Below are 25,707 nucleotides of genomic sequence, written 5' to 3'. Positions count from 1 at the left end.
TCCGATTCTGCCTGGCTCGTCCCCGCGCTCAGTGCACGGGGCGCGCGTACGGCCTGGCGAGCTGCGCCAGGACCTCGGTCGCGGCCTTGGTCGCACTCGCCACACACGCCGGGATGCCGACGCCCTCGTACGCCGCGCCGCACACCGCCAGGCGCGGCAACCGCTCGACCGCGTCGCGCACGCAGGCGATGCGACCGAGGTGGCCGACCGCGTACTGGGGCAGCCCGCCGCCCCAGCGGGTGACCCGGGTGTCGATCGGCTCGGCGGTCAGTCCGACCGCCTCGCGCAGGTCGTCGAGCGAGTCGGCGATCAGTTCGGCGTCCTCGCGCTGGAGCACCGCCTCCTCGCCGGCCCGGCCGAGCGAGGTGCGCAGCACGAACAGGTCGGGATCCGATTCGGCGAGCCAGCCCCACTTGTTCGACGCGAAGGTGCTCGCCTTGATCCGCCGGCCGTCCACCGGCGGCACCAGGAACCCGGTTCCGGCGGGCATCGACGCCAGGTCGGCGCGCCGGAACGCGAGGGTCACCAACGCCATGCCCGCGTATTCGATCGAGGACAGCTCGACCGCCGCGACCGTCGAGTGCGGGCGCAGGAGGCGGGCCGCGGGCGCGGCCGGTACCGCGAGCACCACCGCGTCCGCCTCGATCGGGACGGGGGCGTTGGTCGGGCCGGTGATCAGCCGCCAGCCGGTCGGCGTGCGCTCCAACTCGCGCACCGTGGTCCGGGTCCGGATGCTGCCGCGCCCACCGGCCACCACGGCGCCGGCGACCGCGAGCGGCAGCCGCCCGACACCGCCGCGCACTCCCATGAACACCGGCCCCGCGGGCCGCTCGGCGGCGGCGTCGAGCAGGTGGCGCACCCCCGCCACCAGCGAGCCGCCGGAGCGGGCGATCGGCAACAGCTGCGGGACGGCGGCGGCGAGCGAGATGTCGTAGGCGTTGCCCGCGTACACCCCGCCGAGCAGCGGCTCGACGAGCCGGTCCACCACCTCGTGGCCGAGCCGTTCGGCGACGTAGCGTCCGACCGAGACGTCGTCCTCGTAGCGGTGCGGCGCCAGCGCGTGGTCCAGCGGGATCCGGGCCAGGCCCGCGGGCGACAACACCCCGCTCGCCGCCAGCGGCTCCAGGTCGCCCGGCACACCCATCACATGGCCGCGCGGCATCGGCCGCAACGCACCACGCGTCCACAACGACGCGCCCGCGGTGGCCGGCGGCTGAAGATCGTCGCCCAACCCGACTTCACGAGCCAGGTCGATCGCCTCGAAACGCCGAGCCAACATCGACTCCGCACCCTCATCGACCGCAACCCCGGCAATGCTCCCGGCATGCAGCTTCCCCCCCACCCGGGAAGCCCCCTCAAGCACGGTGACGGTGAGCCCGGGATCCCCATCCCGCAACAAAACCCAAGCAGCCGTCAGCCCGGCAATCCCACCACCGACAACAACCACATGCCGCCCGCCATCCACCACCGAACCACCCACGTCACACCCTCTCCCAAAAGCCACCCAACCCGACCCCCCGAAGCCAAACCCCCCAAAAGCCCAACCGCAACCGCACAACCCCCAAACCACCCAACCCACCAGGGCCAGGCCAAACCCACCCACCCCAACTCACCAAAACCGGAGCACCCAACCCAGCGGACCCCAAAAAACCCAACTCACCCAATCAACCCCAAAAACCCCCAATCGCCCCACCTAACCAGACCAACCCAGCCCAGCCGGCCCACCCGCCCCAACCAACCCAGCCGAACCGGGCCCAACCAAACCGATCCGACCCACCCAACCCATCCAGCCCAGCCCAACCAATCCAGTCGACCAAGTCAGCCCACCAAAATCAGCCCGGCCGGCACTTGAACCCACCCCAACCCGACCAACTCCCAACGCCGTCCCAACCACCAACCACATCAGCCCGGCCAGCCCTCAAGGCCAAGCCACCCACCCCACAGCAACCAATCCAGCCAGGCCGGCACGTGAGCCCACCCCAACGCCAGCCCAACCACCAACCACATCAGCCCGGCCGGCGTTTGAGGCCACCCGACTCGACCAGATCCCAACGCGGGCCCGACCACAAACCACATCAGCCCGGCCGGCGCTTGAGGCCACCCCACCCGACCCCAACCACAACCAATCCAGCCCGGCCGGCGCTTGAGGCCACCCCAACCCAACCAAATCCCAACACCGGCCCGACCACCACATCAGCCCGGCCGGCGCTTGAGGCCAAAGCCCCCACCCCGGCCGAACCGCGAACCCACGCACGACACGGGGGCGCAGCCGAACCACAGCGAGCCCGGCCGGCGCATGAGGCCAAAAGCCGACCTACCGGGCGCTAGCCGAGTGCACGTGCGCCACCAGGCGCGTGAGCACCTCGGGATCCGTGTTCGGCAAAACCCCATGCCCCAAATTGAAAATGTGCCCCTCCGCACCACGCCCCGCCGCCAACACCTCATCGGCCTTGGCCCGAACCGCCTCCCACGGCGCGAACACCACCGCCGAGTCCAGGTTCCCCTGCAACGCCCGCCCCGGTCCCACCCGCCGCGCCGCCTCGTCCAGCGGGATGCGCCAGTCGACGCCCACCACATCCGCCCCGGCCTCGCCGAACATCCGCAGCAACTCGCCGGTGCCCACCCCGAAGTGGATCCGCGGCACGCCGTAGTGCTCGACCGACGCCAACACCTTCGTGCTCGCCGGCAGCACCGACGCCCGGTAGTCCGCCGCGGACAGCGCCCCGGCCCACGAGTCGAACAGCTGGATCGCCGACGCGCCCGCCTCGATCTGTACCTTCAAAAACGCCGACGTGATCTCCGCGAGCCGGTCCACCAGGTCGGCCCACAGCTGCGGGTCGCCGTACATCAGCGCCTTGGTGCGCTCGTGGTTCTTCGACGGCCCGCCCTCGACCAGGTAACTCGCGAGGGTGAACGGCGCACCGGCGAAGCCGATCAGCGGCGTACCGCCCAGTTCGCCGACGAGCTGCCCTACCGCCTCGGTGATGTATGGCACGTCGTCGGGCGTGAGGTCGCGCAACTGCACGAGGTCGGCGCGCGAGCGGATCGGGTTCGCCACCACCGGACCGACACCGGGCTTGATGTCGAGGTCGACCCCGATCGCCTTGAGCGGGACCACGATGTCGCTGAAGAAGATCGCCGCGTCCACCCCGTGCCGCCGCACCGGCTGCAGCGTGATCTCGGTGACCAGGTCCGGCCGCATGCACGAGTCGAGCATCGCGATGCCCTCGCGCAGCTTGCGGTACTCGGGCAACGAACGGCCCGCCTGACGCATGAACCACACCGGGGTGTGCGGGACGGGTTCGCGCCGGCAGGCGCGCAGGAAGGCCGAGTCGCGGACGGTGGCGTGCGGAAGGCTCGTTTCGGTCACATCCGCCATGGTCCCAGACGCACGCGGGCGGCCCAGACGGAGCACCCCGCCCGGCGCGTCGCCCGGGCCCGAGCCCCCCGATGCGGCCTAGGCTGCCAGGCATGGCAGGAGTCGGCGAGACCGAGGAGCCCGAGGAATTCCGGCAGGCACTGGCCGGATGGCGGGCCGCGGTCCTGCGTCCGGAGATCGTGCTGGAGGAGATGGCCCGGCCGCGTGGCCTGGCGCCGTACTCCGCCGCGTTCGCCGCCGAGGTGGCGCTCGGCGAGGACGAGGACGAACTCGCCGGCGGCCGGATCGTGCTGCTGCACGACCCGGCGGGTCACGAGGCGTGGGAGGGCACCTTCCGCGTGGTCACCATGACCCGCGCCGAACTCGAACCCGAACTGGCGATGGACCCACTGCTGCCCGAGGTCGGCTGGACCTGGCTGACCGAGTCGCTGTACGCGGTCGGCGCGACCTACCGCGCCCCCAGCGGCACCGTCAGCCGCAGCACCTCGCAGGGCTTCGGCGGACTCTCCGGACAGATCGCCCGCACCGAGATCGAGGTCAGGGCGTCATGGACCCCGGCCGACGACGAGTTGTTGCCGCATCTGCTGGCGTGGACCGAACTGCTGTGCACCTGCGCCGGTTTGCCGCCGGTGACAGCCGGGGAGGGCGTCGTCGCCATACCGCGCCGGCCCTCGCGACCCGGTTCCTGACACGCCGGATCACCGTCGCGAGACCCCTCCGTCACACACCCGGGTCAACGTCGCATAACGGATTTGGATCTTCCTCTAAAGCCCGGCGCCATATGTGCCGAAGGACAGGGTGACCACCCCGAAGGAGTAGCTGGTCGGGCCGCTTCTTCGGGAATCGCGATCACTGCGCAGGAGGCCCGGTGTCGGTACTTCTCGATCACCCTGCAAACCTGCTTGCCTATCGTCCTTCCAAGCCCACGGCGATGGTCGTCGTCGCGGACCCCCGGGTTCGCGACGCCGTCATCCGCCATCTGTGGGCCCTCGGTGTACGCGACGTCGTCGGGGCGTCGACCATCGCCGAGGCTCGCTCCCGTGCCGGCACGCCGCGCGACCTGTGTGTCGCCGACGTGCACCTGCCGGACGGCTCCGGACTCACGCTTCTCACCGAGATGCGCGCGTCCGGGTGGCCGAACGGCCTGGCACTCTCCGCAGCCGACGACATCGGTGCCGTTCGCTCCGCGCTTGCCGCGGGTGTTCGGGGCTACGTCGTGACCGGCGCGCGAGCGGGACTGAACCCTGGACACGCACGGCAAGCCGGAATGCACCACGGGATGCCCCAGGCAAACCGCATGCGTCCGTCGGAACAGCGCGGGACGGAGCCCGGCTCCGGCGTCCGGGAGCTTTCGGCGCGCGAGATCGAGGTCCTGCGCCTCGTCGCGGAGGGCCGGTCCAACAAGGCGATCGGTCAGGCGATGGGCCTGTCGGCGCTGACGGTCAAGAGCCATCTCGCCCGCATCGCCCGCAAGATGGGCACGGGCGACCGGGCCGGCATGGTGGCCCTCGCGTTGCGGGCGGGCATCATCAGCTGACCCCGGTCGGCACCGACCGGTCCAGGGCCGGCGGAGCGTCAGGACACCTCATCAGGTGACACATCATCAGGTACAGCCGAATCCCGGCGGGTGAACCCACCCGCCGGGATTCGGCTTTTCCGAGAGTCGGCTTTCCGGTTCCGCGCGCGATTTCGTGCGGTTCCGACCGCCCTACACCCGCCGTGGCACGCCCACCTTGGCGGGGACCTGCCCGGTCGGCCGGCCGGGCGGGTTATTTTGGTGGGGTGACCGACGCCTCCTTCGAAACCTCATCCGAACTTCCGGCGCCGGTCCCCCCGGCGCCGGTCCCGCTCCTGGCACCTCGCGAGGGCGTTCCGCCGGTCGTGGCGGACCCGGAGGCGCTCGCCGAGACCGTCGCCGCCTTCGCCGCCGGAGCGGGACCGGTCGCCGTCGACGCCGAACGGGCGTCGGGCTATCGCTACGGGCAACGCGCGTATCTGATCCAGCTGCGCCGGGCCGGCGCGGGCAGCGCCCTGGTCGACCCGGCGGCCTGCCCCGACCTGTCCGCGCTCGGCGCCGCGATCGTCGACGCCGAATGGGTCCTGCACGCCGCCTCCCAGGACCTGCCCTGCCTGGCCGAGGTCGGCATGGTCCCCCGGCGCATCTTCGACACCGAGCTGGCGGGCCGGCTGGCCGCGTTCCCCCGGGTGGGCCTGGGCGCGATGGTCGAGGCCGTACTCGGCTTCTCGCTGGAGAAGGGGCACTCGGCGGTGGACTGGTCCACCCGTCCGCTGCCGGAGCCCTGGCTGCGCTACGCGGCGTTGGACGTCGAGGTGCTGATCGAGCTGCGCAACGAGCTCGAGGCGACGCTGACCGAGCAGGGCAAGCTCGACTGGGCGCTGCAGGAGTTCGCCGCGATCGCCGCCGCGCCGCCGCCCGCCCCCCGGGTCGACCCGTGGCGCCGCACGTCGGGCCTGCACCGGGTGCGCCGTCGCCGGCAGTTGGCCATCGTGCGGTCGTTGTGGCAGGCCCGGGACACCGTCGCCCGCCAGAAGGACGTCTCGCCGGGTCGGGTCATCCCGGACACCGCGATCGTCGAGGCCGCGCTGGCCGGGCCCGCGTCGGTGGCCGCCCTGCTCGCGCTGCCCGGCTTCACCGGCCGGGACAGCCGACGCCAGGCTGGGGTGTGGCTGGCCGCGATCGAGCAGGCCAGGGCCCTGCCCGAGGTCGAGCTGCCGATGTCCACGCTGCCGCACGAGGGCCCGCCGCCGGCCCGCGCGTGGACCGACAAGGACCCGGCCGCCGCCGAGCGCCTGACCGCCGCCAAGACCGCGGTGGCGGCCATCGCGGACGAGCACACGCTGCCCACCGAGAACCTGCTCGCGCCGGACTACGTACGCCGGTTGGCCTGGGCACCGCCGTCGGCCCCCACCGCGGACGCGGTCGCCGACGTACTGCGCGAGTTCGGCGCCCGGCCCTGGCAGATCGCGCTCACCGCCCCGGCCCTGTCCGGCGCGTTCCTGCGCCTGGCCGCACACGCCGCCAACGGCACCGCCGGGACCTGAGGCACACACCGGGGCCGGAGCCTCGGTACGACCGCCGCGAGCCGGGCGCATCGGTCCCGGCGCGGCGCGCCTTCGGGTGCCCGGGTACGCCCGGCGAGCCTGCGGTCGGGCGTCCGTACCGCCTTACCCGAGCTTTGCTTTGTCCGCATTGACGCCGGATCCCTCCGAATGGTTTGGTTAGCCTCGCCTAATTTCTCACCATGTGTTCGAGCCTGCGGGGTGGCCTGTGTTCGCCAACTATCTGATTGGCCTGCGCGAGGGCCTGGAAGCGGCCCTGGTGGTCAGCATCCTGATCGCCTATCTCGTCAAGACCGGTCGGCGCGAGGCGCTGCCGGCGGTGTGGGTGGGAATCGGCGCGGCCGTCGCGATGAGCGTGGCCCTGGAGGCCGCCCTCGAACTGACCTCGGCGGAGATGGACTTCAAGGAGCAGGAGGCGTTCGGCGGCTCGTTGTCCATCTTCGCGGTGGCGCTGGTCACCTGGATGATCTTCTGGATGCGGCGTACCTCGCACGCGTTGAAAGCGGAGTTGCAGGGGAAGTTGGACCACGCGCTGGCGATGGGCACCGGTGCGCTGGTGTTGACCGCGTTCCTGTCCGTGGGGCGGGAGGGTCTGGAGACGGCGGTGATCGTGTGGGGCACGGCCCGCTCCACCGGCGAGAACACCGAGCCGATGATCGGCGTCGCCCTCGGACTGGCCACCGCCGTCGTGCTCGGCTACCTCTTCTACGCCGGCGCCGTCCGGATCAACCTCGCCAAGTTCTTCCTCTGGACCGGCGCCGGCCTCGTCGTCGTCGCCGCCGGCGTACTGGCATACGGCGTCCACGACCTCCAAGAGGCCGACTACATCCCGGGCCTGAACAACCGGGCGTTCGACATCAGCGACACCATCCCCCCGGACACCTGGTACGGCACCCTCCTCAAGGGCATCCTCAACTTCCAGCCCGACCCCACGGTCCTGCAGGTCGCGGTCTGGGCGGCCTATCTGGTCCCGGTCATGGCGCTGTTCTTCCTGCTCCCCAAGGGCGGCCCGAAGAAGGCTCCGTCGGCGGCTCCTCGGGAGACGACGGCCGCCGCCTGATCCGGGGCGCGGCGGGACGGGACGGCACGGGCGAGGGGCCCGATCCGAAGCGGTGCTTCGGATCGGGCCCCTCGGTGTCTTTGACCTTCGGTCCATGGGTCGCCGGGGCACTCAGGCGAACAGTGCCTTGCCCCAGTAGTCGTCCGCGCCGCGCACGCCGCCCGGACACGCGAACAGGGCCGAGCCCACGTGCTGGATGTACTCGTTCATCGCGTCGTTCGACGCCAGCCGCTGCTGGACCGGGATGAAGCCCTTGCGCGGGTCGCGCTGGTAGGCCAGGAAGAACAGGCCCGCCTCCAGCCGGCCGAGGCCGTCCGAGCCGTCCACGAACGAGTAGCCGCGACGCAGGATGGTCGCGCCGTTGTTGGTGTCGGGGTGCGACAGCCGCACATGCGACTTCTCCGGCAGCGCCTTGAGCGGCACCACGTCGTGTTCGCCGGTCGCGCCCTGCGGCGCGCCGACACCCTTGTTGCGGCCGATCACGTCCTCCTGCTCCTGCAGCGAGGTGCGGTCCCAGGTCTCGATGTGCATCCGGATCCGGCGCGCGACCAGGTAGGAGCCACCGGTCATCCACGCCGGGCCCTCACCGGCCGGCACCCACACGTGCTCGCGCAGCCGGTCGGTCTCGGTGCCGGCGATGTTGCGCGTGCCGTCCTTGAAGCCGAACAGGTTGCGCGGGGTCATCGCCTCGGGCGTGGTCGAGGACGTCTTGCCGAAGCCCAGCTGCGACCAGCGCACCGAGACCACGCCGAAGCCGATACGGGCCAGGTTGCGGATCGCGTGCACCGCGACCTGGGGGTCGTCGGAGCATGCCTGGACCGCGATGTCGCCGCCGGAGCGCTGCGGGTCGAGCTTGTCCCCGGGGAACGCGGGCAGTTCGGCCAGCGCCTCCGGCTTCTTCACGGCGATCCCGAAGCGGTCCCGGCCGTCCTTGGTGAACAGCGTGGGGCCGAATCCGACGGTGAGCGTGAGGTTGTTCGGCGGCAGCCCGACCGCCTCGCCCGTGTCGTCGGGCGGCGACTCGGGCACACCGCTGTCGGCGCCGGTCCCGATCGCCTTGCCCGCGGTCATAGCGGCCGCGGCGGCGGTCCACTGCTGGAGCATGCGCACCAGCTTGGCGCGGTCGTCGGTGATCACGTCGAACACGCAAAAGTGCAGCCGGTCCTGGACCGGGGTGGCGATGCCGGCCTGGTTCACGCCGTGGAAGTTCACCGCGCCCGGGGTCGGCGTGGACGACTTGTCCTCGCTCCCGGTGACCGCGGTGGCCACCCCACCCGCCGCGGCGGCGCCGACCACGAGCGCGCCACCGGTCCAGCCCAGCAGCGCCCGCCGACTGAATCCGTCGGCCGACGGCGGTTCGACCGCCTCGGCGACACGTTCGGTCTCGGTCATGGGCCCTCCCTAGGCTCGTGCGGTGCGGTCGGCTCGTGGGGTTCGGTCGGTTCGTGCTTCGCGATGGCGGGCGCTGTCACGCGTCGGCGTCACTGGGCGACGACGCCGGCAAGCTTCGACAGCGGCTCGCCGAGCGCGTTGACCGCGTCCGAGAGTTCCTTGCGCTTGGCCTCGTCGATCGTGTCGTAGGAGACGTAGCCGTCGCCCTGCTTGTACTTGAACAGCAGGCCCTGGATCTTGGCGAACTCGCCGTCGAGGGTGGCGGTCAGCGCCGCGTCCTTCTCCGCCACGTACGGCTTGAGCAATTCGAAGGCCTTCTTCGCACCGTCCACGTTGCCCGCGAAGTCCCACAGGTCGGTGTGGCTGAACGCCTCCTCCTCGCCGGTGACCTTGCCGGTGGCCACCTCGTCGAGCAGGCCCTTGGCGCCGTTGGCAATCGAGGTCGGGGTGATGTCGACGGTGCCGACCTTGGACTGGAGCGTGTTCAGGTCGGCCATCAGGCGGTCGGCGTAGCCCTTCTCGACGTCCGTGATCTGTCCGGTGGTCCACAGCGCCTTCTCGATCCGGTGCCAGCCGGACCACTCCTGACCGGGCTCCAGGTCCGCCTCGCGCGCGTCCATCTGCGGGTCGAGGTCGCCGAAGCTCTCCGCGACCGGCTCGATGGTCTCCCAGCCCAGGCGCGACTTCGGGTAGAGCTCCTTGGCCTTGGCCACGTCGCCGGCCTTGACCGCCTTCACGAACTCGGTGGCGATCGGCATCATCTGCGCGACCGTGTCGTTGGTGAAGGTCCGGTAGTGCGCGACGGCCTGGGCGAGCCTGGGGTCGATCGGCTTCTCGACGGGGGTGCCCGCGACAGTGACCTTCTGCCGGATGCCGTCGCCCTTCATGCCGGGCTTGCAGGCGACCTCGTAGGTGCCGGCCTTGATCTCGAAGTTCAGCGTGGCCGAGGTGCCGGGGCCGATGTTCTCCCGCTCGGTGACGATCCGGTCACCCTGCGCGTAGACGTAGAGCTCGGTGACCTGGCTGCCCTTGTTGGTCACCTTGATGCTGTTCTTGCCCGCGGGCCAGTCCTTCTTGGCGACGTCGCAGGACTTGTCCTTGGCGGTCACCTTGACCGCGTCGCCGGAGGAGTCGTCGCTGTTGCACGCGGTCAACGCGAGCGGCAAGGCCAGCAACAACCCGACACCCAGCGCACGGGTGGCGGCGGGGCGACGACGGACGACAGACATGAACTCTCCCGGGGACGAGACAGGCGAAGACGGGTCGAAGCCCGGCAGACGAGCAGAAGCAGGACGTATGGGACGCGTGGGACACGCGGAAGGGCGTGATGGTGCTGCATAAAACGGACGAAAAGCAATTATTAGGCAAGGCTAACCAAGCCTAGGCTTGGCTTATTTTGTCAGCCGAATGACCCCCTACAGTCAAGACGGAGTAAAGGCCCGGCGCGGCGAACGTGGATCACATCACGTCCCGCTCGGGACCCTTGGCACGGCAAAGCATGGCAAACCCGATATGTACGTAGGGTCGTGCCAAGTCCGTTCAACCTGGAGCACCCGTGACCACCTCGGGGGACCCTCTCTCCGCCGCATCGCCCGGGGCTCGCTCCGCCACCGCGCGTTTCAGCGCCATGTATCCCGACACCGGCGGCCCCTACGCGTACGTGCAGCGCGTGTTCGGCGACCGGAAATGGAGTCCGCCACCGTCCCGGCGGACAGCGTGCGCGACCCGCGCCGGACCATCCCGCGCGCCACCGTGCTCGGCGTCGCCCTCGCGGCGAGCGTGTACATCCTGGCCACGTTCGTGGTCATGACCCTGGTCCCGGCGGCCGAACTCGCCGACTCGCCGGCCCCGTTCGCGGCCGCGGCCCGGGTGGTGGTCGGCGACGCGGGCGGCTGGATCGTGGCCGCCGGCGGGCTGATCGCCCGTCCGGGCGCGATGGTGGGCTGGGTGATGATGCAGGGCCAGATCCCGCTCGCGGCCGCCCGGGGCGGGCTGTTCCCGCGCCCCTTCGCGCGCCTGGACGCGGGCGGCACCCCGGCCTTCGGCCTGATCGCCTCGAACGTGCTGGTCACCGTCCTGATCCTGACCACCGCCGGCGGCGGCCCGGGGGATCAGTTCGAGCGGATCATCCTGATCGCCACCTCCATCTCGCTCGTCCCCTACGGCCTGACCGCGATCGCGCTGCTGCGACCGCTGCGCACGGATCGGGCCGCGTTCGACGCTTCGGCGCTGGTCAGGTACGGGATGATCGCGGTGCTCGCCGCGGCGTACTCGATCTGGGCGGTGGTCGGGTCCGGCTGGACGGTGATCTGGCAGGGCGCGGTACTGCTCGCGGCAGGCGGTCCGGTGTACCTGTGGCCGACCCGCCGGCGACCGCGGTCGGGACGCGCCGACGGGCCGATGGGGACCGAGGGCTAGGCCACGTGGTTACCCATGAGTAGCATGGGGCCCGTACCCATCGGTGGAGGAGTGTGCGCTCGTGCCTCGTAACGTCCGGGACGTCGTCTTCGTAGACGGCGTCCGTACCCCCTTCGGCAAGGCCGGCCCCAAGGGCATCTACCACGAGACGCGAGCCGACGACCTCGTCATCGCGTGTATCCGTGAGCTGATGCGCCGCAACCCGTCGCTGCCGCCGGCGCGCGTGGACGAGGTCGCGATCGCGGCCACCACGCAGATCGGCGACCAGGGCCTGACCATCGGCCGCACCGCGGCGCTGCTGGCCGGGCTGCCGCGCGAGGTGCCCGGCTACGCGATCGACCGCATGTGCGCGGGGGCGATGACCGCGGTCACCACGGCCGCCGGCGGCATCGCGTTCGGCGCCTACGACGTGGTGGTCGCCGGCGGTGTCGAGCACATGGGCCGACACCCCATGGGCGAGGGCGCCGACCCGAACCCGCGGATCATCTCCGAGCAGTTGGTGGACCCCTCCGCGCTGGTCATGGGCAACACCGCGGAGAACATCCACGACCGCTTCCCGCAGCTCACCAAGGAGCGCGCGGACCGGTTCGCCGTGGGCAGCCAGGAGAAGGCCGCCAAGGCGTACGCCGACAACCTGATCCAGCCCGACCTGGTGCCGGTCGCGGCCCGCTCGGTCGAGCAGGGCTGGGGCCTGGCCACGGCGGACGAGCCGATGCGCCCGGGCACCACCCTCGAGGGGCTGGCCGCGCTCAAGACCCCGTTCCGCCCGCACGGCCGGGTCACCGCGGGCAACGCGGCCGGCCTCAACGACGGCGCGACCGCGTGTCTGCTCGCCGCCGAGGACACCGCGCGCGAGCTGGGCCTGCCGATCAAGATGCGCCTGGTGCAGTTCGCGTTCGCCGGCGTCGAGCCCGAGGTGATGGGCATCGGCCCGGTCCCGGCCACCGAGAAGGCGCTGGAGCGCGCCGGGCTGAGCATCGACGACATCGGCCTGTTCGAGCTGAACGAGGCGTTCGCGGTCCAGGTGTTGTCCTTCCTGGACCACTACAAGATCGCCGACGACGACCCGCGCGTGAACAAGTACGGCGGCGCGATCGCCTTCGGCCACCCGCTCGCCTCCTCCGGCGTGCGGCTGATGACCCAGCTCGCGCGCCAGTTCGAGGCGCACCCCGAGGTCCGCTACGGCCTGACCTCGATGTGCATCGGGCTCGGCATGGGCGGGACCGTCATCTGGGAGAACCCGAACTGGACCGGGGCCGACGCGGACACCACGACCGCCGGCGAGAACTCCGAGGGGAACGACAAGTGAGCGACCTGACGCGACTGGCCGCCGAGGTCTTCCCGGACGAGCTGGTCTCGCACTTCCCGGTGCGTGTACTCGACCTCCCGAACGGCGCCGGAAAGTTCGCGCTGATCACCATCGACAACGGCTTCGACCACACCAAGCCGAACACGTTCGGCCCGGCGGGCCTGGCCGAGCTCGGCGCCGCGATCGACACGATCGAGGCACTGGCCGCGGCGGGCGACATCGTCGCGGCCGGGGTGACCGGCAAGCCGTTCATCTTCGCGGTCGGCGCCGACCTCAAGGGCGTCGAGAAGGTCACCAACCGCGAGCACGCGCACGCCATCGGCAAGGCCGGCCACGACACGTTCAAGCGGCTGACCGCGCTGTCCGTGCCCACCTTCGCGTTCTACAACGGCGCGGCGATGGGCGGCGGCGTCGAGATCGGCCTGGCCTGCACGTACCGCACCATCTCCACCGCGGTGCCCGCCTTCTCGCTGCCCGAGTGTTTCCTGGGCCTGGTCCCGGGCTGGGGCGGCTGTGTGCTGCTGCCGAACCTGATCGGTCCGGACAACGCGGTCACGGTGATCATCGAGAACGCGCTGAACCAGAACCGTCAGCTCAACGGCCCCAAGGCCTTCAAGCTCGGGATCGCGGACGCGCTGGTGGACTCGGCCGACTTCCTGGCCCAGTCGCTGGTGTGGGCCAGCAAGGTCGTCTCCGGCGAGATCGTGGTCGAGCGCCCGGAGATCGACCGCGGCGCCGGCTGGGACGCGGCCGTCGCGCGAGGTCGGGCGATCGCCGACTCCAAGGTGCACGGGGCCTCCCCCGCTCCGTACCGCGCGCTGGAGATCATCGACGCGGCCCGCGACGGTGATGTGCAGGCCGGCTTCGACGCCGAGGACGACGCGCTCGCCGACCTGATCATGGGCGACGAGCTGCGCGCCGGGCTGTACTCGTTCAACCTGGTGCAAAAGCGCGCCAAGCGACCGGCGGGTGCCCCCGACCGGGCGCTCGCCCGCCCGGTCACCAAGGTCGGCGTGGTCGGCGCCGGACTGATGGCCTCCCAGCTCGCACTGCTGTTCGCGCGCCGCCTGCGGGTGCCGGTCGTGCTGACCGACATCGACCAGGAGCGGGTGGACAAGGGCGTCGGCTACGTGCACGACGAGGTCGACAAGCTGCTGCTGCGGGGGCGCGTCTCGCCGGACGCCGCGAACCGGCTCAAGGCGCTGGTGACCGGCTCGCTGACGAAGGACGCGTTCGCCGACGCCGACTTCGTGATCGAGGCCGTGTTCGAGGAGATGGCGGTCAAGCAGCAGGTGTTCGCCGAGGTGGAGGCGGTGGTCTCGCCGACCTGCATCCTGGCCACCAACACCTCGTCGTTGTCGATCACCGAGATGGCCTCGAAGCTGGCCCACCCCGAGCGGGTCGTCGGCTTCCACTTCTTCAACCCGGTCGCGGTCCTGCCGCTGCTGGAGATCGTGCGCGCGGAGCAGACCGACGACGGTGCGCTCGCCACCGCGTTCGCCGTCTCCAAGCAGCTGAAGAAGACCTCGGTCCTGGTCAAGGACGCCCCGGCGTTCGTGGTCAACCGTGTGCTGACCCGCTTCCTGGGCGAGGTGCTGGCCGCGGTGGACGAGGGCACCCCGATCGAGGTCGCCGACAACGCGCTGGCCCCGCTGGGCCTGCCGATGTCGCCGATGGTGCTGCTCGAACTGGTCGGCCCGGCGATCGCGGCCCACGTGGGCGGCACCCTGCACGGCGCCTTCCCGGACCGGTTCGGGGTGTCGCCGAACCTGGAGCGCGTGGTCAAGGCGGGCAAGCGCTCGTTCCTGACCTGGGCCTCGGGCGCTCAGGAGGTCGACCCGGAGGTGGTCGCGCTCCTGGAGGTGGGCGACTCGCCGTCCACGGAGGAGCAGGTCCGCGACCGCGCACTGGCGGCCCTGGCCGACGAGATCGACCGCATGCTCCAGGAGGGCGTCGTCGCCGCCCCGCAGGACATCGACCTGTGCATGATCACCGGCGCCGGCTGGCCCTTCCACCTGGGCGGCATCACCCCGTACCTGGACCGCGCGGGCGTCACCGAGAAAACCCTCGGCAAGCGCTTCCTGCCGACGGGCACGGCCTCGGTTCCGCAGTAGCTTCGGTTCCGCGATAGCGGTAGTCGAGAACATCCGACGGGCGGCCCGATGAATGGGGCCGCCCGTCGGCGTTCGTGTCGGGCGGGATCAGAACGTGGCCTCGGAGTCGGCCTTCTGGAAGTACCACAGGTTCTGAATACGCCGGAACATATACGTATAGCGGACGTGCGCCTGGCCGCCGGCGGCGCGATTCACGGAATCCGCCAACGGCCGGCCGTTCACGCTCACGTGATCCGAATCGAACCTGGCCCGGTTGTCGCGGAGTTCGAGCTTGGCGATGTCACCGAGATCAGCGTCTCGGCATCCGGATTCATCGATCTCCACAAATTCGTGGCCGCCATGCCACAACCACCGAAGGGTGGAGTCGCGACGTTCCCCGCCTTGATGTTGGGACACGCGGCCTCGAAATCGTTGCGCCACGTCGCGGTGAACCAGGTGAGGGCCGCGCTCTTCGCCTCCGAAACCGCCGCAGGATCGGGTGGCCGCTCGGGCGACCCGCCGCACCCGGCGACCAGAACGATGCCTGCGGCTACAACCGACACACAACGCCGAACACCGCTCATCACGGATCGGCGGGCTGCTTGGGCGGGGTGACGACCTCGCGCAGGTCCACGGGTATCCGGTCCGGGAGGCTCTTCGGAGGGGAGTAGCGCGTTGAGGCCGGTGATGTCCGCGCTGAACCCCGTACCCGCGTTGTTCGGACGGAGCCTGATGTCGTTGGCCCCGCCGGGCTTCACCTCGTGCGCATCGATCTTCCCCTGGTCGACGACCGGACCGGTGGTGGTGGACGGCGCCACGTCGAATACCACGCGACCGGTGTCGGAGTCCCAGGCCAGGGTCATCCGGGAGGGAGCCCCGGGCGTCGTATCGAAGCCACGGGCATCCCCCTCCAGCAGGCTGAACGCCGCCTGATCACTGGGGATGAAAAAGCGCAGCACCGTGATCCCGTTGCCCGGTACAACAGGCCCCGAGAGTTCGACCCGTGAGTGTCCGGGCCGCGGCGGACCATCGCCGAAGTAGACGTCGCCCGCCATCTTGTAATCCCAGTCGGGATCATCCATGAACGCCGGCGCCCCGGGGATCGCACCCGGGTAAACCACCGCCGGATTGGGATATATGTGGCCGCCGCGCCACTCGTCGCCGGTGAGTGCCTTGACCGCGCGCTTGATCTCGCCGGCGGAGGACTTCGCGGATTCGTCGTGCATGTGTTTCACGTTCCGGCCGGCTCGGATGATGCCGTCCAGTTCGTTGTCCGCGGCCTCCAACTCGGCCTTGGCGGCAAGATTTCGCTGCACCCGATCCGGGTGACCCGTGGCGTCCCCGCCCGTCATGCCGATGGACAGCGGATCGAGGTGCAGGTCCGGGGAGTTCTTCGCCCGATGTAATCGATCCCGCGCCTGCCGGGCCTGCTGCTCCAGGGATTGTCCGTTGCGCTGATACTCGGCGAGCAGCGCGGACCATCCGCTCAACGCGGCCTGCACGCCGAACAAACAGCCCTTCGTCACCCCGGCGTTGGCCGCCATCCGGCGGACGACCGTGTAGAACTCGGTGGTGCTGCGTCCGCGCCACTTGGCGGGGTCCTTCAGGACGGAGTCCAGTTCCTGTTCCACCTGCCCCAGGCGGTTGACCGCGTCGCGCACCTGACCGAGCAGCCCGTCCACGGCCGGCACGATGCCCGGTGCGGGATCGAAGCCGAGCCCCGGGAAGTCCTTCGCGTCCGACATCAGCCCATCACCTGCTCGATGCGGCCCTAGGCCGGAGGGGCGGGGGCGGTCGGGGCGGTCGCGTCGGCGGGCGCGGCGGGGACGGTCGTCGTAGCCGACACAGCGGGCGCGCCGGGCGCGCCTGGTGCGGTGAAGGACGCGCCGACGGCGGTTTCCGTCGCTCCGTAGCTCGCCTTCGCCGCGGCCACCCCCTGACGCATGTGGTCCACGCCCTGCGTGAAGCCGCGGATACGTTCGTCCCACTTCTCGTGGAACTCCGAGCACGCCTTGTCGAGATCCTTGTGCCCCATACGTTTGGGACCGATCTCCTCCAGGGCGTCCAGCGTGGTCCTGGAGACGGACGCTGCCTCGGCCAATCGGCCGGACACGCCTTCGAGCCAGGCGAGATCGATGACGAAATCGGTCATGGTGCCCACCCCCGTGAGGCCGCCGGCGATCGGCCCACGCCTCGGAGGTGGGCCTCGACGCCGATCGGGTCACGTTAAGCGAGCACGCGAACACCGTCAAGGAATCGGTTGGCCGCGGCTTCGGGCGGTCCGCGGTCGCCGGCTCGCACCGTCCCCGGTTCGGGCGGCGGGGCTTCGGCGGAGGCCACAATGGTGATCATGAGTGATGCGATGATGCGTGGGGCCTCAGTGCGCGACCTGAAGCGGTTGCGGGAGATCGAGGTCGCGGCCGGGGCGCGCTTCCTGGATGTGGGGATGCCGGAGATCGCGGCGGACGAGCCGTTCTCCGTAGAGGAGTTGGACGCGTATCGGACCGGCGGACGCTGCCTGGTGGTCGGCGAACCGGCGCTGGCCTACGTGATCTGGGACCTCGTGGACGGCGCCGCGCACATCGAGCAGGTCTCGGTACATCCCGACGGCGCGCGGCGCGGGCTGGGGCGGGCGATGATCGATCGGGTGCAGGCGGACACCGGGCTCGCGTTGACGTTGACCACGTTCCGGGATGTGGCCTGGAATGCCCCGTACTACGCGCGGATCGGGTTCCGCGCGCTCGACCCGGCCGAAGTGACGCCGGGTTTGGCGGCGATCCGGGCACACGAGGCCGCGCTCGGACTCGATCGTTGGCCCCGGGTGTGCATGCGCCGGCCGATCTCGGATCAGCACTGATCCGCGAATCCCCTGCCATTTCCGACAGTTGGTCCGCTAACTTCTGCGCATGAAGGATACGCCGGATGCGACGGGCGAGTCGGCCGAGGCCGACGAAGCGGACAGAGCCAGTGAGTCGGCCGACGCCGACGAGGCGGACAGAACGAACGATTCGGCCGATGGGGCCGAGGCCCACTTCGAGCCGGCTCCGGCGCCCGCGCGCAAGTCCTGGTCGCGCCGCCGCAAGGCGGCCGTCGCCCTGGTCGCTCTGCTGACCCTGTCGTTGCTGGTGGTCGGCGGGTGTACGGCCTGGCTGCTGTACTCGCTGAACTCCAACATCAAGCGCATCGACGGCGTGTTCGACCGGTCGGGCATCCCCGCCGCGGGACCACGTCCGCCGGCCGATCCCGCCGCCGGCCGGGCACTGAACATCCTGCTCGTGGGCATGGACGCGGCGGCCGCCGGCGCCGACCCCGAGGCGCTGCAGGGGCGGCGCAGCGACACCATGATGTTCCTGCACCTGCCCGCGGGCCGGGCGTCGATCTCGGCGATCTCGCTGCCGCGCGACGCGTGGGTGTCCATCCCGGGACACGGCGAGGCCAAGCTGAACGCGGCCTTTTCGTGGGGCGGGCCGGCACTGCTGGTGGCCACGATCGAGAATCTGACCGGAGTGCGGATCGACCACTACGCGGCGGTGGATTTCGGCGGCTTCAAGGGCATGGTCGACGCGCTCGGCGGCGTGTCCGTGGACGCCGACCAGGGCCGGACCAGGCTGGATGGCACCAAGGCGCTGGAATTCGTCCGACAGCGCTACGGATTGCAGCGCGGCGACCTCGACCGGGTGGCACACCAGCAGCAACTCCTGGGCGCGATCGCGAAGCAGATCACCGCGGAGGGCGTGCTCGGCAGTCCGCTGCGCACCGAGAACCTGTTGCAGGCGCTGACCAAGTCGCTGACCGTGGACGACAACCTGAACTTCAAGGTGCTGCTCGACCTGGCCACCGACCTCAAGGGCATCGACGAGACCGACCTGGCCTTTCGCACGGCGCCCGTGGCCGGCTTCGCCGAGCGTGGTGGTGGGCAGAGCGTGGTCCTGCTCGACGACAAACGTTGCCGGGAGCTGTTCGCCGCCGTCCGCGCCGACATCCCGTGGCCGGAGCCCGCCCCCGGCGAACTCTGGCGACCGTGAACGCTCAGCGCAGGCGGTGCAGGGCGCGGCGGGCGGCGCCGGCGACCGCGGGGTCGGGGTGGGTGGTCTCGGCGAAGCGCAGGACGTCCTCGGCGCAGGGGTGGCCCATCGTCGCCAGCTCGCCGAAGACCACGTCGGCGCCCGGGCCCTGACTGCCCGTCACCTCGGTGAGCAGGCCCAGCACCGCCGCCTCGTGTCGGCCGAGCAGCGCCGCGGCGGCGTTGTCGGCGGTCAGCCAGGCGAGTGTGCGCAGCGTCGCGGGCGGTACGTCGCGGTCGTGGGTCAGCCGCCAGTTCCACACGTGCGGGGCCAGCGTGGGGTCGGCGCCGGCGTCGGCGAGGGCCTGTTCGACGGCGGCCTCGGGCAGGTCGGCGTCACCCACGTGGGCGAAGAGCATCAGCCGCTCGGTGGGGCCGGCGGCGCCCGCGACCGCACACAGCTCGGACAGCGCGGCGTCGATCGGGCGGCAGCCGATCCAGCTCGCGAACGTACGGGTGGCGATCGGTCGCGGCCATGCCCCCATCGCGCCGAGCAGGCGGGCGCCCGAGGCGGCGGTGTAGTCGTCGACGGTGGCGACCGGCAGGCCCTGCTCGCGAAACATCCGGTGCACGAGGGTGCCGCCCAGGCCGGTGAGGGTGATGCCCTCGGCGGTGCGCCGAACGATGCCGAGCGCGGCCAGGCGATCGGCGAGCAGGATCACCCCCGCCCGCACCCGGGCCAACACCTCCCCGGACCACTCGCCGGAGAAGGCGGACACCCCCGGCGCGGGCGAGTGCGAGTGCAGGTGCGGGGGCGCCGGCGAGGGGGAGGTGGGTGCGGTCGCAGGCGCCGGCGGATGCGCGGGTGACGGGGACGCGGTCGCAGGCGCCGGCGGATGCGCGGGTGACGGGGACGCGGTCGCCGGCGCAGACGCGGTCGCCGGCGGGTGCAGGGGCGCCCCGGTCGCAGGCGCAGACCCCGACACCGGCGACTGCGAGTGCGACGGTGGGGTCGGCGCGGTCGCGGACTCGGGCGACGGTGGGGTCGGTGCGGTGCCGGGGCCATCCGTCCCGCACAGGCGACCCATCTCGCGGACCAGGTCGGGCGCGTCCAGGATCCGTCCCAGCGCGAACGCCTCGCCGTCGGCGGGCGGCTCGGGCGGCAACATCCGAACCACGTGGTCGAGGTCGCGACGCACCGCGAGGCCGACGAACAGCGACACCGGGAGCGGCCCGCCGAGTTGCACCAGCCCGGTGAACAGCGACGCGGCCAGCCCCTCGGGGACGTCCCAACGCTCGTCGTGCGCCTCCCCGAACGTCGCGTTGTCCTCGGCCACCACCACCATCGCGCGCGCGGCGAGCGCGATCAGCTCGCCGTCGTCCCCCTCACGCCACACCCGCAGGCCGTCGGCAACCCGCACCGCACCCTCGTTCGGCACCAGCAGCCCGGTGCCGATCGCGAGCGTCCACCGCCGGTGCAGCGCATGCTCGTCCCGGGCGGTACGGGGCGGCCCCTCGGCCCGCGACGGCTGCCGGGGGATGCCGAGTTCGGCCATGACGCAGTCGGCGACCGCGGTCGCCAGTACCCCCTCGTGGGTGATCGGCAACGGCCCGTGCCGCTCGACGTACTCCGCGAGCGCCGCCGCCTGCGCCATCAGCGGCGACATCCGCGCGGCCAACGCGCACTCGGATCGGGGCGGCACGTACAGCGGCGGCAGCGCGGGTTCGTCACATCCACCCGGGCCGGTGAGCGGGGCGGGCACGCCCAATTCCAGGAAGCGGGTGCGCAGCCCGTACATCCCCAGCGGCGTCAGCCGCACCGCCATGAACGGCGCCCCGCCACCCACCAGCTCACGGATCTCCAGCACGCCGAACGCCCGCAGGTCGTCCATCTGATGCGCCAACGACAAACCGGTGAACAGCGCCGGGTCGGCGACCGAGGGCGACCGGGGCCGCCCGTCGGGCGTGTACGAGAGCAATTCGAACAACCCACCCATCGGCACCCACCGACCCGCGTGGTCGTACAACTCCCGCAACAACTCACGGATCACATCTCCGCCGCGCAGCACATACGCGGCGCGCCGCACCTCGGGTCGCCCGGTGGCCTCGCCGACCGCGACGCCCTCCCACAGGCTCGACCACACCCGCAGGACGTCGCCGGGCCGCCCGACCGCCAGCGCCCGGGCAAGCTCCCCGGCGGTCGCGACCGTACGCCCGACCTCGATCAGGCCGGCCGTACACGCGATCGACCACACCTGGTGCAACGGCTCCACGTCGCGCGCACTGCGAACGCCGGCGACCGGTTCGTCGATGCCCAGCAGCCGCACCGCCTCGGCCGCGGGCGCCAGTCGCAAAACCCCGGTCGCGGTCACCGGACGCCCGCGACCGACCCAGCGGGCGAGGGTGAGGGCGGCGGCGAACGACGGCGCGGCCGAGGCGGCCCGAGCCAACTCCCGCTCGTCCGGCAACCGCACCGCCGGCAACGCCCGCCCTCGCCCGGGCCCGGTCGCATAGCCCGCCACGAACAACTTCTTCGCCGAGCCCCATCGTCGCGAGTCGGCCATCCTCGCCGGCAGTTCGTCCTCGTGCCGATCCAGCACCTCGAACAACGGGACGAGCCGGTCGCTGTCCGGGTGCAGCGGACCCTGCTCACGCAAAAACTCCAGGAACAACCGCAGCGCGGGCACCACCAGCGCCACCGTGTCCTCGCGGGGCAGCGCGACATGCGCCGGCACCAACGTCTCGAGGAGCGCGTTCAGATCGCCGGCCCGCCAGCGGGTGTGATCGTCGAGCCGCAGGCACGCGACCCGCAGATCGAGCAGGGTGCCGAGGACATCGACCATCCGCTCGGCATCCCGGGCAGGCCGACCGACCCGCGCGAGCCACGTTCCGAAGTCGGCCACGATGCCGCAGGAATCGGGAGATAGCGCCACGTCGCAGAGCGTAGTGAGCACCATCCCCGGTCCGCATGGATTTCGGACAATCCATGCGAACCACCGACCCAGCCCCCGCCCCGCCGGCAACAAGCAACAACGACGCCCCAAGCACCGGCCCCTACACACAACCGAACAACCCACACCCCCACAGGCACAACCCCAAACACCCTCAACCAGCCGCCGACCACGCCCACGCCCATGGGGGCGACCTCGGGCAGTCGGCGCCGATGCCCGCAGGCGATGTCGATCGCGCCTGCACCGGCGCCCGCGCCCGCAGGAGCGACCTGCGTCGCACAGCAACGGCCGGACGCCCACACTCCCCGCGCCCGCGCCCGCGGGAGCGACTCTCACTCAACTAAGCGGAATGGGATCTTTGCGTCCCCGCGCCCGCGCCCGCGGGAGCGACCTTGGTCCACCAGCACTTGGAGGCGGATAGCGCGTGCGGGACGACCGCAAGCACGTGGCGACTGCATCACAGGCCGGGGCAACCGCGCCGGCAGGGACGACCTCGGTCCACTGGTTCCTGCGCCTGCGGAGGCGACCTCGGCCGAGCGGCAACGCGCTCGCGGGCGCTGCCACCTGCGCTCGCCGGCCCGCCGGCCCGCGGCACCTGCGCCTGCGCCTGCACCCGCACGCGTGTCCTCGGGTGGCTGGCGACTGCGCGTGCGGGCAGGAAGGAGAAGGCGGCGAGGGCGACCTCGGGCTCCGGCGTCTGCGGTGAGCGGCCTCGGGCTGCCGGCACTTGCGGGGGCGGACGCGGACGCTTGTGGTCACCCGCGCCTGCGGGGGCCGGTGGCACCGTCCTCGGGCACGATCGGGGGTGGTTCTTGCCGGTGATGTCCGCCACTTTTGGCTGACGCGCCGTCAGATCACCTGCGGGCCTGCGGCGACACCGGTGCCCGGAACGGAAAAAGACGCCTGTCTCCCTTCAGGTGACGGGTCGTCAGGTGGCATGGTGACCCCAGCGCAGAGCACGGCCCGCGATGGGCGGCCCCGCGCCGAGGCGACAACGTACGCGATCCACAGTGAGGTGCCCCCGTGCTGCTCGACCCTTCCGCCGCCCTGCTCACCGATCGAGTGGCCGTGGTCACGGGCGCGGCCCGGGGCATCGGCGCGGCGACGGCCCTCGCACTCGCCAGGTTCGGCGCCGACGTCGCCGTCTGCGACCGCGAGCCCACCGGTCTCCGGGAGACCGCCAAAGCGATCGAGGCCGCCGGCCGGCGAGCCTTCGCGATGGAACTCGACGTCCGCGACGGCGACGGCGTCGAGCGCTTCCTCCACGACGCCCACACCGCCCTCGGCCCGCTCGACATCCTCGTCAACAACGCCGGCGGGGGCTTCTGGTCACCGTTCCTGGATGTCCGCCCCAAGGGCCAGAGCGCACTGGTCGACGAGAACTTCACCTCCGTCACGCACGTGATCCGACACGGCGCCCCGCTCATGCGCGACGGCGGCTCGATCGTCAACGTCACCAGCATCGAGGCGTTCCGCGCCGCGCCCGGCTTCGCGGTGTACGCCGCGATGAAGGCCGCCGTCGAACAGCTCACCAGGTCGCTCGCACTCGAACTCTCGCACCGCCGCATCCGGGTCAACTGCGTCGCCCCCGACGCCATCCCCACCCCCGGCGACGCCGATCTCGCGGAGACGTTCGAAACAGCCGAGGGCGCGTACGACTACGGCGCCAAAGTGCCCTTGGGCCTCGGCGAGGCCGACGACTGCGCCGCCCCGATCGTCTTCCTCGCCGGCGACCTCGCCCGCTTCGTCACCGGCACCACCCTGCACGTAGACGGCGGCACCATGGCCGCCTCCGGCTGGGTCCGCCGCCCGGACGGCACCTTCACCCCCTGACCCCGCCCCACCGCCCGCACCCGCCGGCGCCCGCCCGCACCCGCCGGCGCCCGCCGGCGCCCGCCAGAGCCCGCCGGCGACCCCTCGCGACCGCCACCCCGCCCGCCCCGCCCAGAACCACCCGAGCGCACCGACCGACCACCCGCCCCGACCGCGGAACTGGGAGTGCAATGGAATTCGGCATCTTTCTTCAGGGCTACAACCCGGCGTTCCGACGCGAGGGAAACCCGAACGCCGAACACGAAGCCCTGATGAACGACATGGACTTCGCGATCGCCGCCGACCGGGCCGGATTCAAGTACGCGTGGCTGAGCGAGCACCACTTCCTCGACGAGTACTCGCACCTGTCCGCCAACGACGTCATGTGCGGCTACCTCGCACACGCGACCGAGCGCATCCACATCGGCTCCGGCATCTTCAACCCGCTCCCCCAGGTCAATCACCCGGCCAAGGTCGCCGAACGCGTCGCGATGCTCGACCACCTCACCCGCGGCCGCTTCGAGTTCGGCACCGGACGCGGCGCCGGCAGCCACGAGATCCTCGGCTTCCTCCCCGGCATCGAGGACATGTCCGAGACGAAGGCGATCTGGGAGGACGTGATCCGCGAGTTCCCGAAGATGTTCCTCCAGGACGTCTACGAGGGCTACCAGGGCACCTACTGGCAACTCCCGCCGCGCCGGATCCTGCCCAAGCCGTACGGCACGTCGCACCCGGCCATGTGGTACGCCGCCGGCAGCCCGCCCTCCTACGTGATGGCCGCGCGCATGGGCCTGGGCGTCCTCGGCTTCTCGATCGGCGACCCGGCGAGCGCCGAGCAGCTGGTCGCCGGCTACAAGCGGGAGATCGTCAACGCCGAACCGATCGCCGACTTCGTCAACGACAACGTACTCGCGGTCAGCACCGGCTTCGTCGCGGAAACGAAGGAACGCGCCATCGCCAACGCCGTCGCCGCCCGGCCGATGTACCTCACCAGCAACGTCTTCCGCTACCACGACACCTTCCCGCACCCCGAGGGCATCCCCTACTGGCCCGAGACGATGCCCGACCTGACCCCCGAGCTGGTCGAGTTCGCCGCCGACGCCGGCGCGCTGATCTGCGGCGACCCGGACGGCGTCCTGGACGCGGTGCGCGCGTACGAATCGGTCGGCGTCGACCAGCTCGTCCTCGGCCTCGGCTGCGACGACCGCGAGAACACGCTCAAGACCATCGAACTGTTCGGCCGGCACGTCATCCCCAAGCTCGACACCGACCCCGAACACCGCACCACCCGCTTCCGCCGGCAAGCCTGACCGCCGGCGAAAGCGCCCGACCACCCACCCCCGGTCCCCGACCGACCCACCCCGTCCCCGACACGAGTCACCGCACGACCCGAAAGGCAGTCACGTCATGAGCTTCGCCGAATACCCGATCCGGGTGGGCAGCATGCTGTTCACCGCCGTGGACCCCGAGCGCGGCCACGAGGTGAGCTACAACCGCTGGTACGAGCGCGACCACTACTACGCCGGCTGCATGATCGGCCCCGGCCTGCTCGCGGGCAGCCGCTGGGTGGCCACCGCCGACCTCAAGGCGCTGCGCTTCCCGGCCGACAGCGACGTCGTACCCGCCATCGGCGCCGGCTCCTACGTCGCGATCTACTGGATCAACGACGGCCAGTTCGACGAGTGGAACGCGTGGGCCGTCGACCAGGTCAACTGGCTCTACGGAAACGACCGCGGCTTCCAGCACCGGGTGCACGCGCACACCGCCATGTACCTGCACGACAACCGCTGGTACCGGGACGAGGACCCGGTCCCGCTGGAACTCGCGCTCGACCGCAACTATCAGGGCCTGGTCTCGCTCGCCGTGCAGCGCGAGGAGGGCGTCTCGCAGGAGGACCTGGAGAAGTGGTTCTCCACCCACCTGCCGGAATTCCTCCGCGAGTCCCCGATCGCCTCGGTCGCCGCCTGGACCGCGGTCCCCCTCAAGGACGACGCGCCCGCCTTCGTCCCGCGCGACCCGAACGCCGCCACGCGCAGCATGCAGCTCTACTTCCTCGAGGGCGACCCGCGCGAAAGCTGGGACGGCTTCCGCGAGTGGGCCGCGCGCATCGACGCCTCCGGCATCGGCCGGGTCACCTACTGCGCCCCGTGGATCCCCACCGTGGTCGGCACCGACACGTACACCGACCGACTCTGGGACTGACCAGCCC

At 71.3% G+C, this 25,707-nt stretch carries 20 protein-coding genes; 12 read left to right on the top strand and 8 right to left on the bottom strand.

The window, feature by feature from the left end:
• Positions 1-28 precede the first annotated feature (28 nt).
• Together hemG and hemE are read right to left on the bottom strand one after the other, a co-directional pair.
• Positions 29-1,480, bottom strand: coding sequence for a protoporphyrinogen oxidase (gene hemG / locus ACMXN5_RS24690; RefSeq protein ID WP_439677033.1), 1,452 nt, complete (start codon positions 1,478-1,480; stop codon positions 29-31).
• 834 nt (positions 1,481-2,314) lie between these two features.
• Positions 2,315-3,379 carry a uroporphyrinogen decarboxylase gene (gene hemE, locus ACMXN5_RS24685; RefSeq protein ID WP_439677032.1) on the bottom strand — a complete coding sequence of 355 codons (1,065 nt, stop codon included), beginning with the start codon at positions 3,377-3,379 and terminating at the stop codon, positions 2,315-2,317.
• 92 nt (positions 3,380-3,471) lie between these two features.
• Between hemE and ACMXN5_RS24680 the strand changes: the two genes are divergently transcribed.
• From ACMXN5_RS24680 to efeU, 4 genes are all read left to right on the top strand, one after another.
• Positions 3,472-4,068, top strand: coding sequence for a DUF3000 domain-containing protein (locus ACMXN5_RS24680; protein WP_379996366.1), 597 nt, complete (start codon positions 3,472-3,474; stop codon positions 4,066-4,068).
• Between the two features lie 179 nt (positions 4,069-4,247).
• Complete coding sequence (locus ACMXN5_RS24675) at positions 4,248-4,916, top strand: response regulator transcription factor (RefSeq protein ID WP_078974877.1); 669 nt, start codon at positions 4,248-4,250, stop codon at positions 4,914-4,916.
• A gap of 245 nt (positions 4,917-5,161) precedes the next feature.
• Entirely contained in the window at positions 5,162-6,442 is a 1,281-nt protein-coding gene (locus tag ACMXN5_RS24670) for an HRDC domain-containing protein (protein ID WP_439677031.1), read from the top strand.
• 226 nt (positions 6,443-6,668) lie between these two features.
• Positions 6,669-7,520 (top strand): iron uptake transporter permease EfeU, encoded by an 852-nt coding sequence (gene efeU / locus ACMXN5_RS24665; RefSeq protein ID WP_439677030.1) that lies wholly within the window; start codon positions 6,669-6,671, stop codon positions 7,518-7,520.
• A gap of 111 nt (positions 7,521-7,631) precedes the next feature.
• Here efeU and efeB read toward each other — a convergent pair whose 3' ends face one another.
• Both efeB and efeO read right to left on the bottom strand, forming a co-directional pair.
• On the bottom strand, positions 7,632-8,912 hold the full coding sequence (efeB, locus tag ACMXN5_RS24660) for an iron uptake transporter deferrochelatase/peroxidase subunit (RefSeq protein WP_439677029.1): 1,281 nt from the start codon (positions 8,910-8,912) through the stop codon (positions 7,632-7,634).
• 89 nt (positions 8,913-9,001) lie between these two features.
• Positions 9,002-10,141: an iron uptake system protein EfeO gene (gene efeO, locus ACMXN5_RS24655; RefSeq protein WP_395791194.1), complete on the bottom strand. Its 1,140-nt coding sequence runs from the start codon at positions 10,139-10,141 to the stop codon at positions 9,002-9,004.
• 457 nt (positions 10,142-10,598) lie between these two features.
• Here efeO and ACMXN5_RS24650 point away from each other — a divergent pair, with 457 nt between their 5' ends.
• From ACMXN5_RS24650 to ACMXN5_RS24640, 3 genes are all read left to right on the top strand, one after another.
• Positions 10,599-11,330, top strand: a complete 732-nt coding sequence (locus ACMXN5_RS24650; protein ID WP_439677028.1) for an amino acid permease — start codon at positions 10,599-10,601, stop codon at positions 11,328-11,330.
• A 61-nt stretch (positions 11,331-11,391) separates the two neighbouring features.
• Positions 11,392-12,639: a thiolase family protein gene (locus ACMXN5_RS24645; protein WP_439677027.1), complete on the top strand. Its 1,248-nt coding sequence runs from the start codon at positions 11,392-11,394 to the stop codon at positions 12,637-12,639.
• Positions 12,636-14,753 (top strand): 3-hydroxyacyl-CoA dehydrogenase NAD-binding domain-containing protein, encoded by a 2,118-nt coding sequence (locus tag ACMXN5_RS24640; RefSeq protein ID WP_439677026.1) that lies wholly within the window; start codon positions 12,636-12,638, stop codon positions 14,751-14,753. The genes ACMXN5_RS24645 and ACMXN5_RS24640 overlap by 4 nt, the downstream gene beginning before the upstream one ends.
• Positions 14,754-14,840: 87 nt before the next feature.
• Here ACMXN5_RS24640 and ACMXN5_RS24635 read toward each other — a convergent pair whose 3' ends face one another.
• The 3 genes from ACMXN5_RS24635 to ACMXN5_RS24625 form a co-directional block, all read right to left on the bottom strand.
• Positions 14,841-14,981 (bottom strand): hypothetical protein, encoded by a 141-nt coding sequence (locus ACMXN5_RS24635; protein ID WP_439677025.1) that lies wholly within the window; start codon positions 14,979-14,981, stop codon positions 14,841-14,843.
• Entirely contained in the window at positions 14,978-16,414 is a 1,437-nt protein-coding gene (locus ACMXN5_RS24630; RefSeq protein ID WP_439677024.1) for a hypothetical protein, read from the bottom strand. Before ACMXN5_RS24630 ends, ACMXN5_RS24635 begins: the two co-directional genes overlap by 4 nt.
• An 89-nt stretch (positions 16,415-16,503) precedes the next feature.
• Positions 16,504-16,884, bottom strand: a complete 381-nt coding sequence (locus tag ACMXN5_RS24625; RefSeq protein WP_439677023.1) for a hypothetical protein — start codon at positions 16,882-16,884, stop codon at positions 16,504-16,506.
• A gap of 198 nt (positions 16,885-17,082) precedes the next feature.
• Here ACMXN5_RS24625 and ACMXN5_RS24620 point away from each other — a divergent pair, with 198 nt between their 5' ends.
• Together ACMXN5_RS24620 and ACMXN5_RS24615 are read left to right on the top strand one after the other, a co-directional pair.
• Complete coding sequence (locus ACMXN5_RS24620) at positions 17,083-17,589, top strand: GNAT family N-acetyltransferase (RefSeq protein WP_439677022.1); 507 nt, start codon at positions 17,083-17,085, stop codon at positions 17,587-17,589.
• A 49-nt stretch (positions 17,590-17,638) separates the two neighbouring features.
• Positions 17,639-18,757, top strand: a complete 1,119-nt coding sequence (locus ACMXN5_RS24615) for an LCP family protein (RefSeq protein WP_439677021.1) — start codon at positions 17,639-17,641, stop codon at positions 18,755-18,757.
• Positions 18,758-18,761: 4 nt separating this feature from the next.
• Here the strand turns inward: ACMXN5_RS24615 and ACMXN5_RS24610 are convergent, their stop codons facing one another.
• The gene (locus tag ACMXN5_RS24610) at positions 18,762-21,668 is read right to left on the bottom strand and encodes a hypothetical protein (protein ID WP_439677020.1); all 2,907 of its coding nucleotides are present in this window, start codon (positions 21,666-21,668) and stop codon (positions 18,762-18,764) included.
• 1,041 nt (positions 21,669-22,709) lie between these two features.
• On the opposite strand from ACMXN5_RS24610, the gene ACMXN5_RS24605 reads away from it, so the two are divergent.
• The 3 genes from ACMXN5_RS24605 (at position 22,710) to ACMXN5_RS24595 (ending at position 25,700) form a co-directional block, all read left to right on the top strand.
• Positions 22,710-23,519, top strand: coding sequence for an SDR family NAD(P)-dependent oxidoreductase (locus ACMXN5_RS24605; RefSeq protein ID WP_439677019.1), 810 nt, complete (start codon positions 22,710-22,712; stop codon positions 23,517-23,519).
• Between the two features lie 170 nt (positions 23,520-23,689).
• Positions 23,690-24,808: an LLM class flavin-dependent oxidoreductase gene (locus ACMXN5_RS24600; protein WP_439677018.1), complete on the top strand. Its 1,119-nt coding sequence runs from the start codon at positions 23,690-23,692 to the stop codon at positions 24,806-24,808.
• 97 nt (positions 24,809-24,905) lie between these two features.
• Positions 24,906-25,700, top strand: a complete 795-nt coding sequence (locus tag ACMXN5_RS24595) for a hypothetical protein (RefSeq protein WP_395791173.1) — start codon at positions 24,906-24,908, stop codon at positions 25,698-25,700.
• The last annotated feature ends 7 nt before the right edge of the window (positions 25,701-25,707 follow it).

Source organism: Embleya australiensis (genome assembly GCF_051903075.1).
Lineage (GTDB): Bacteria > Actinomycetota > Actinomycetes > Streptomycetales > Streptomycetaceae > Embleya.
Note: the sequence above shows the minus strand (reverse complement) of the source record. Positions and strands in the feature narration are given on the sequence as shown.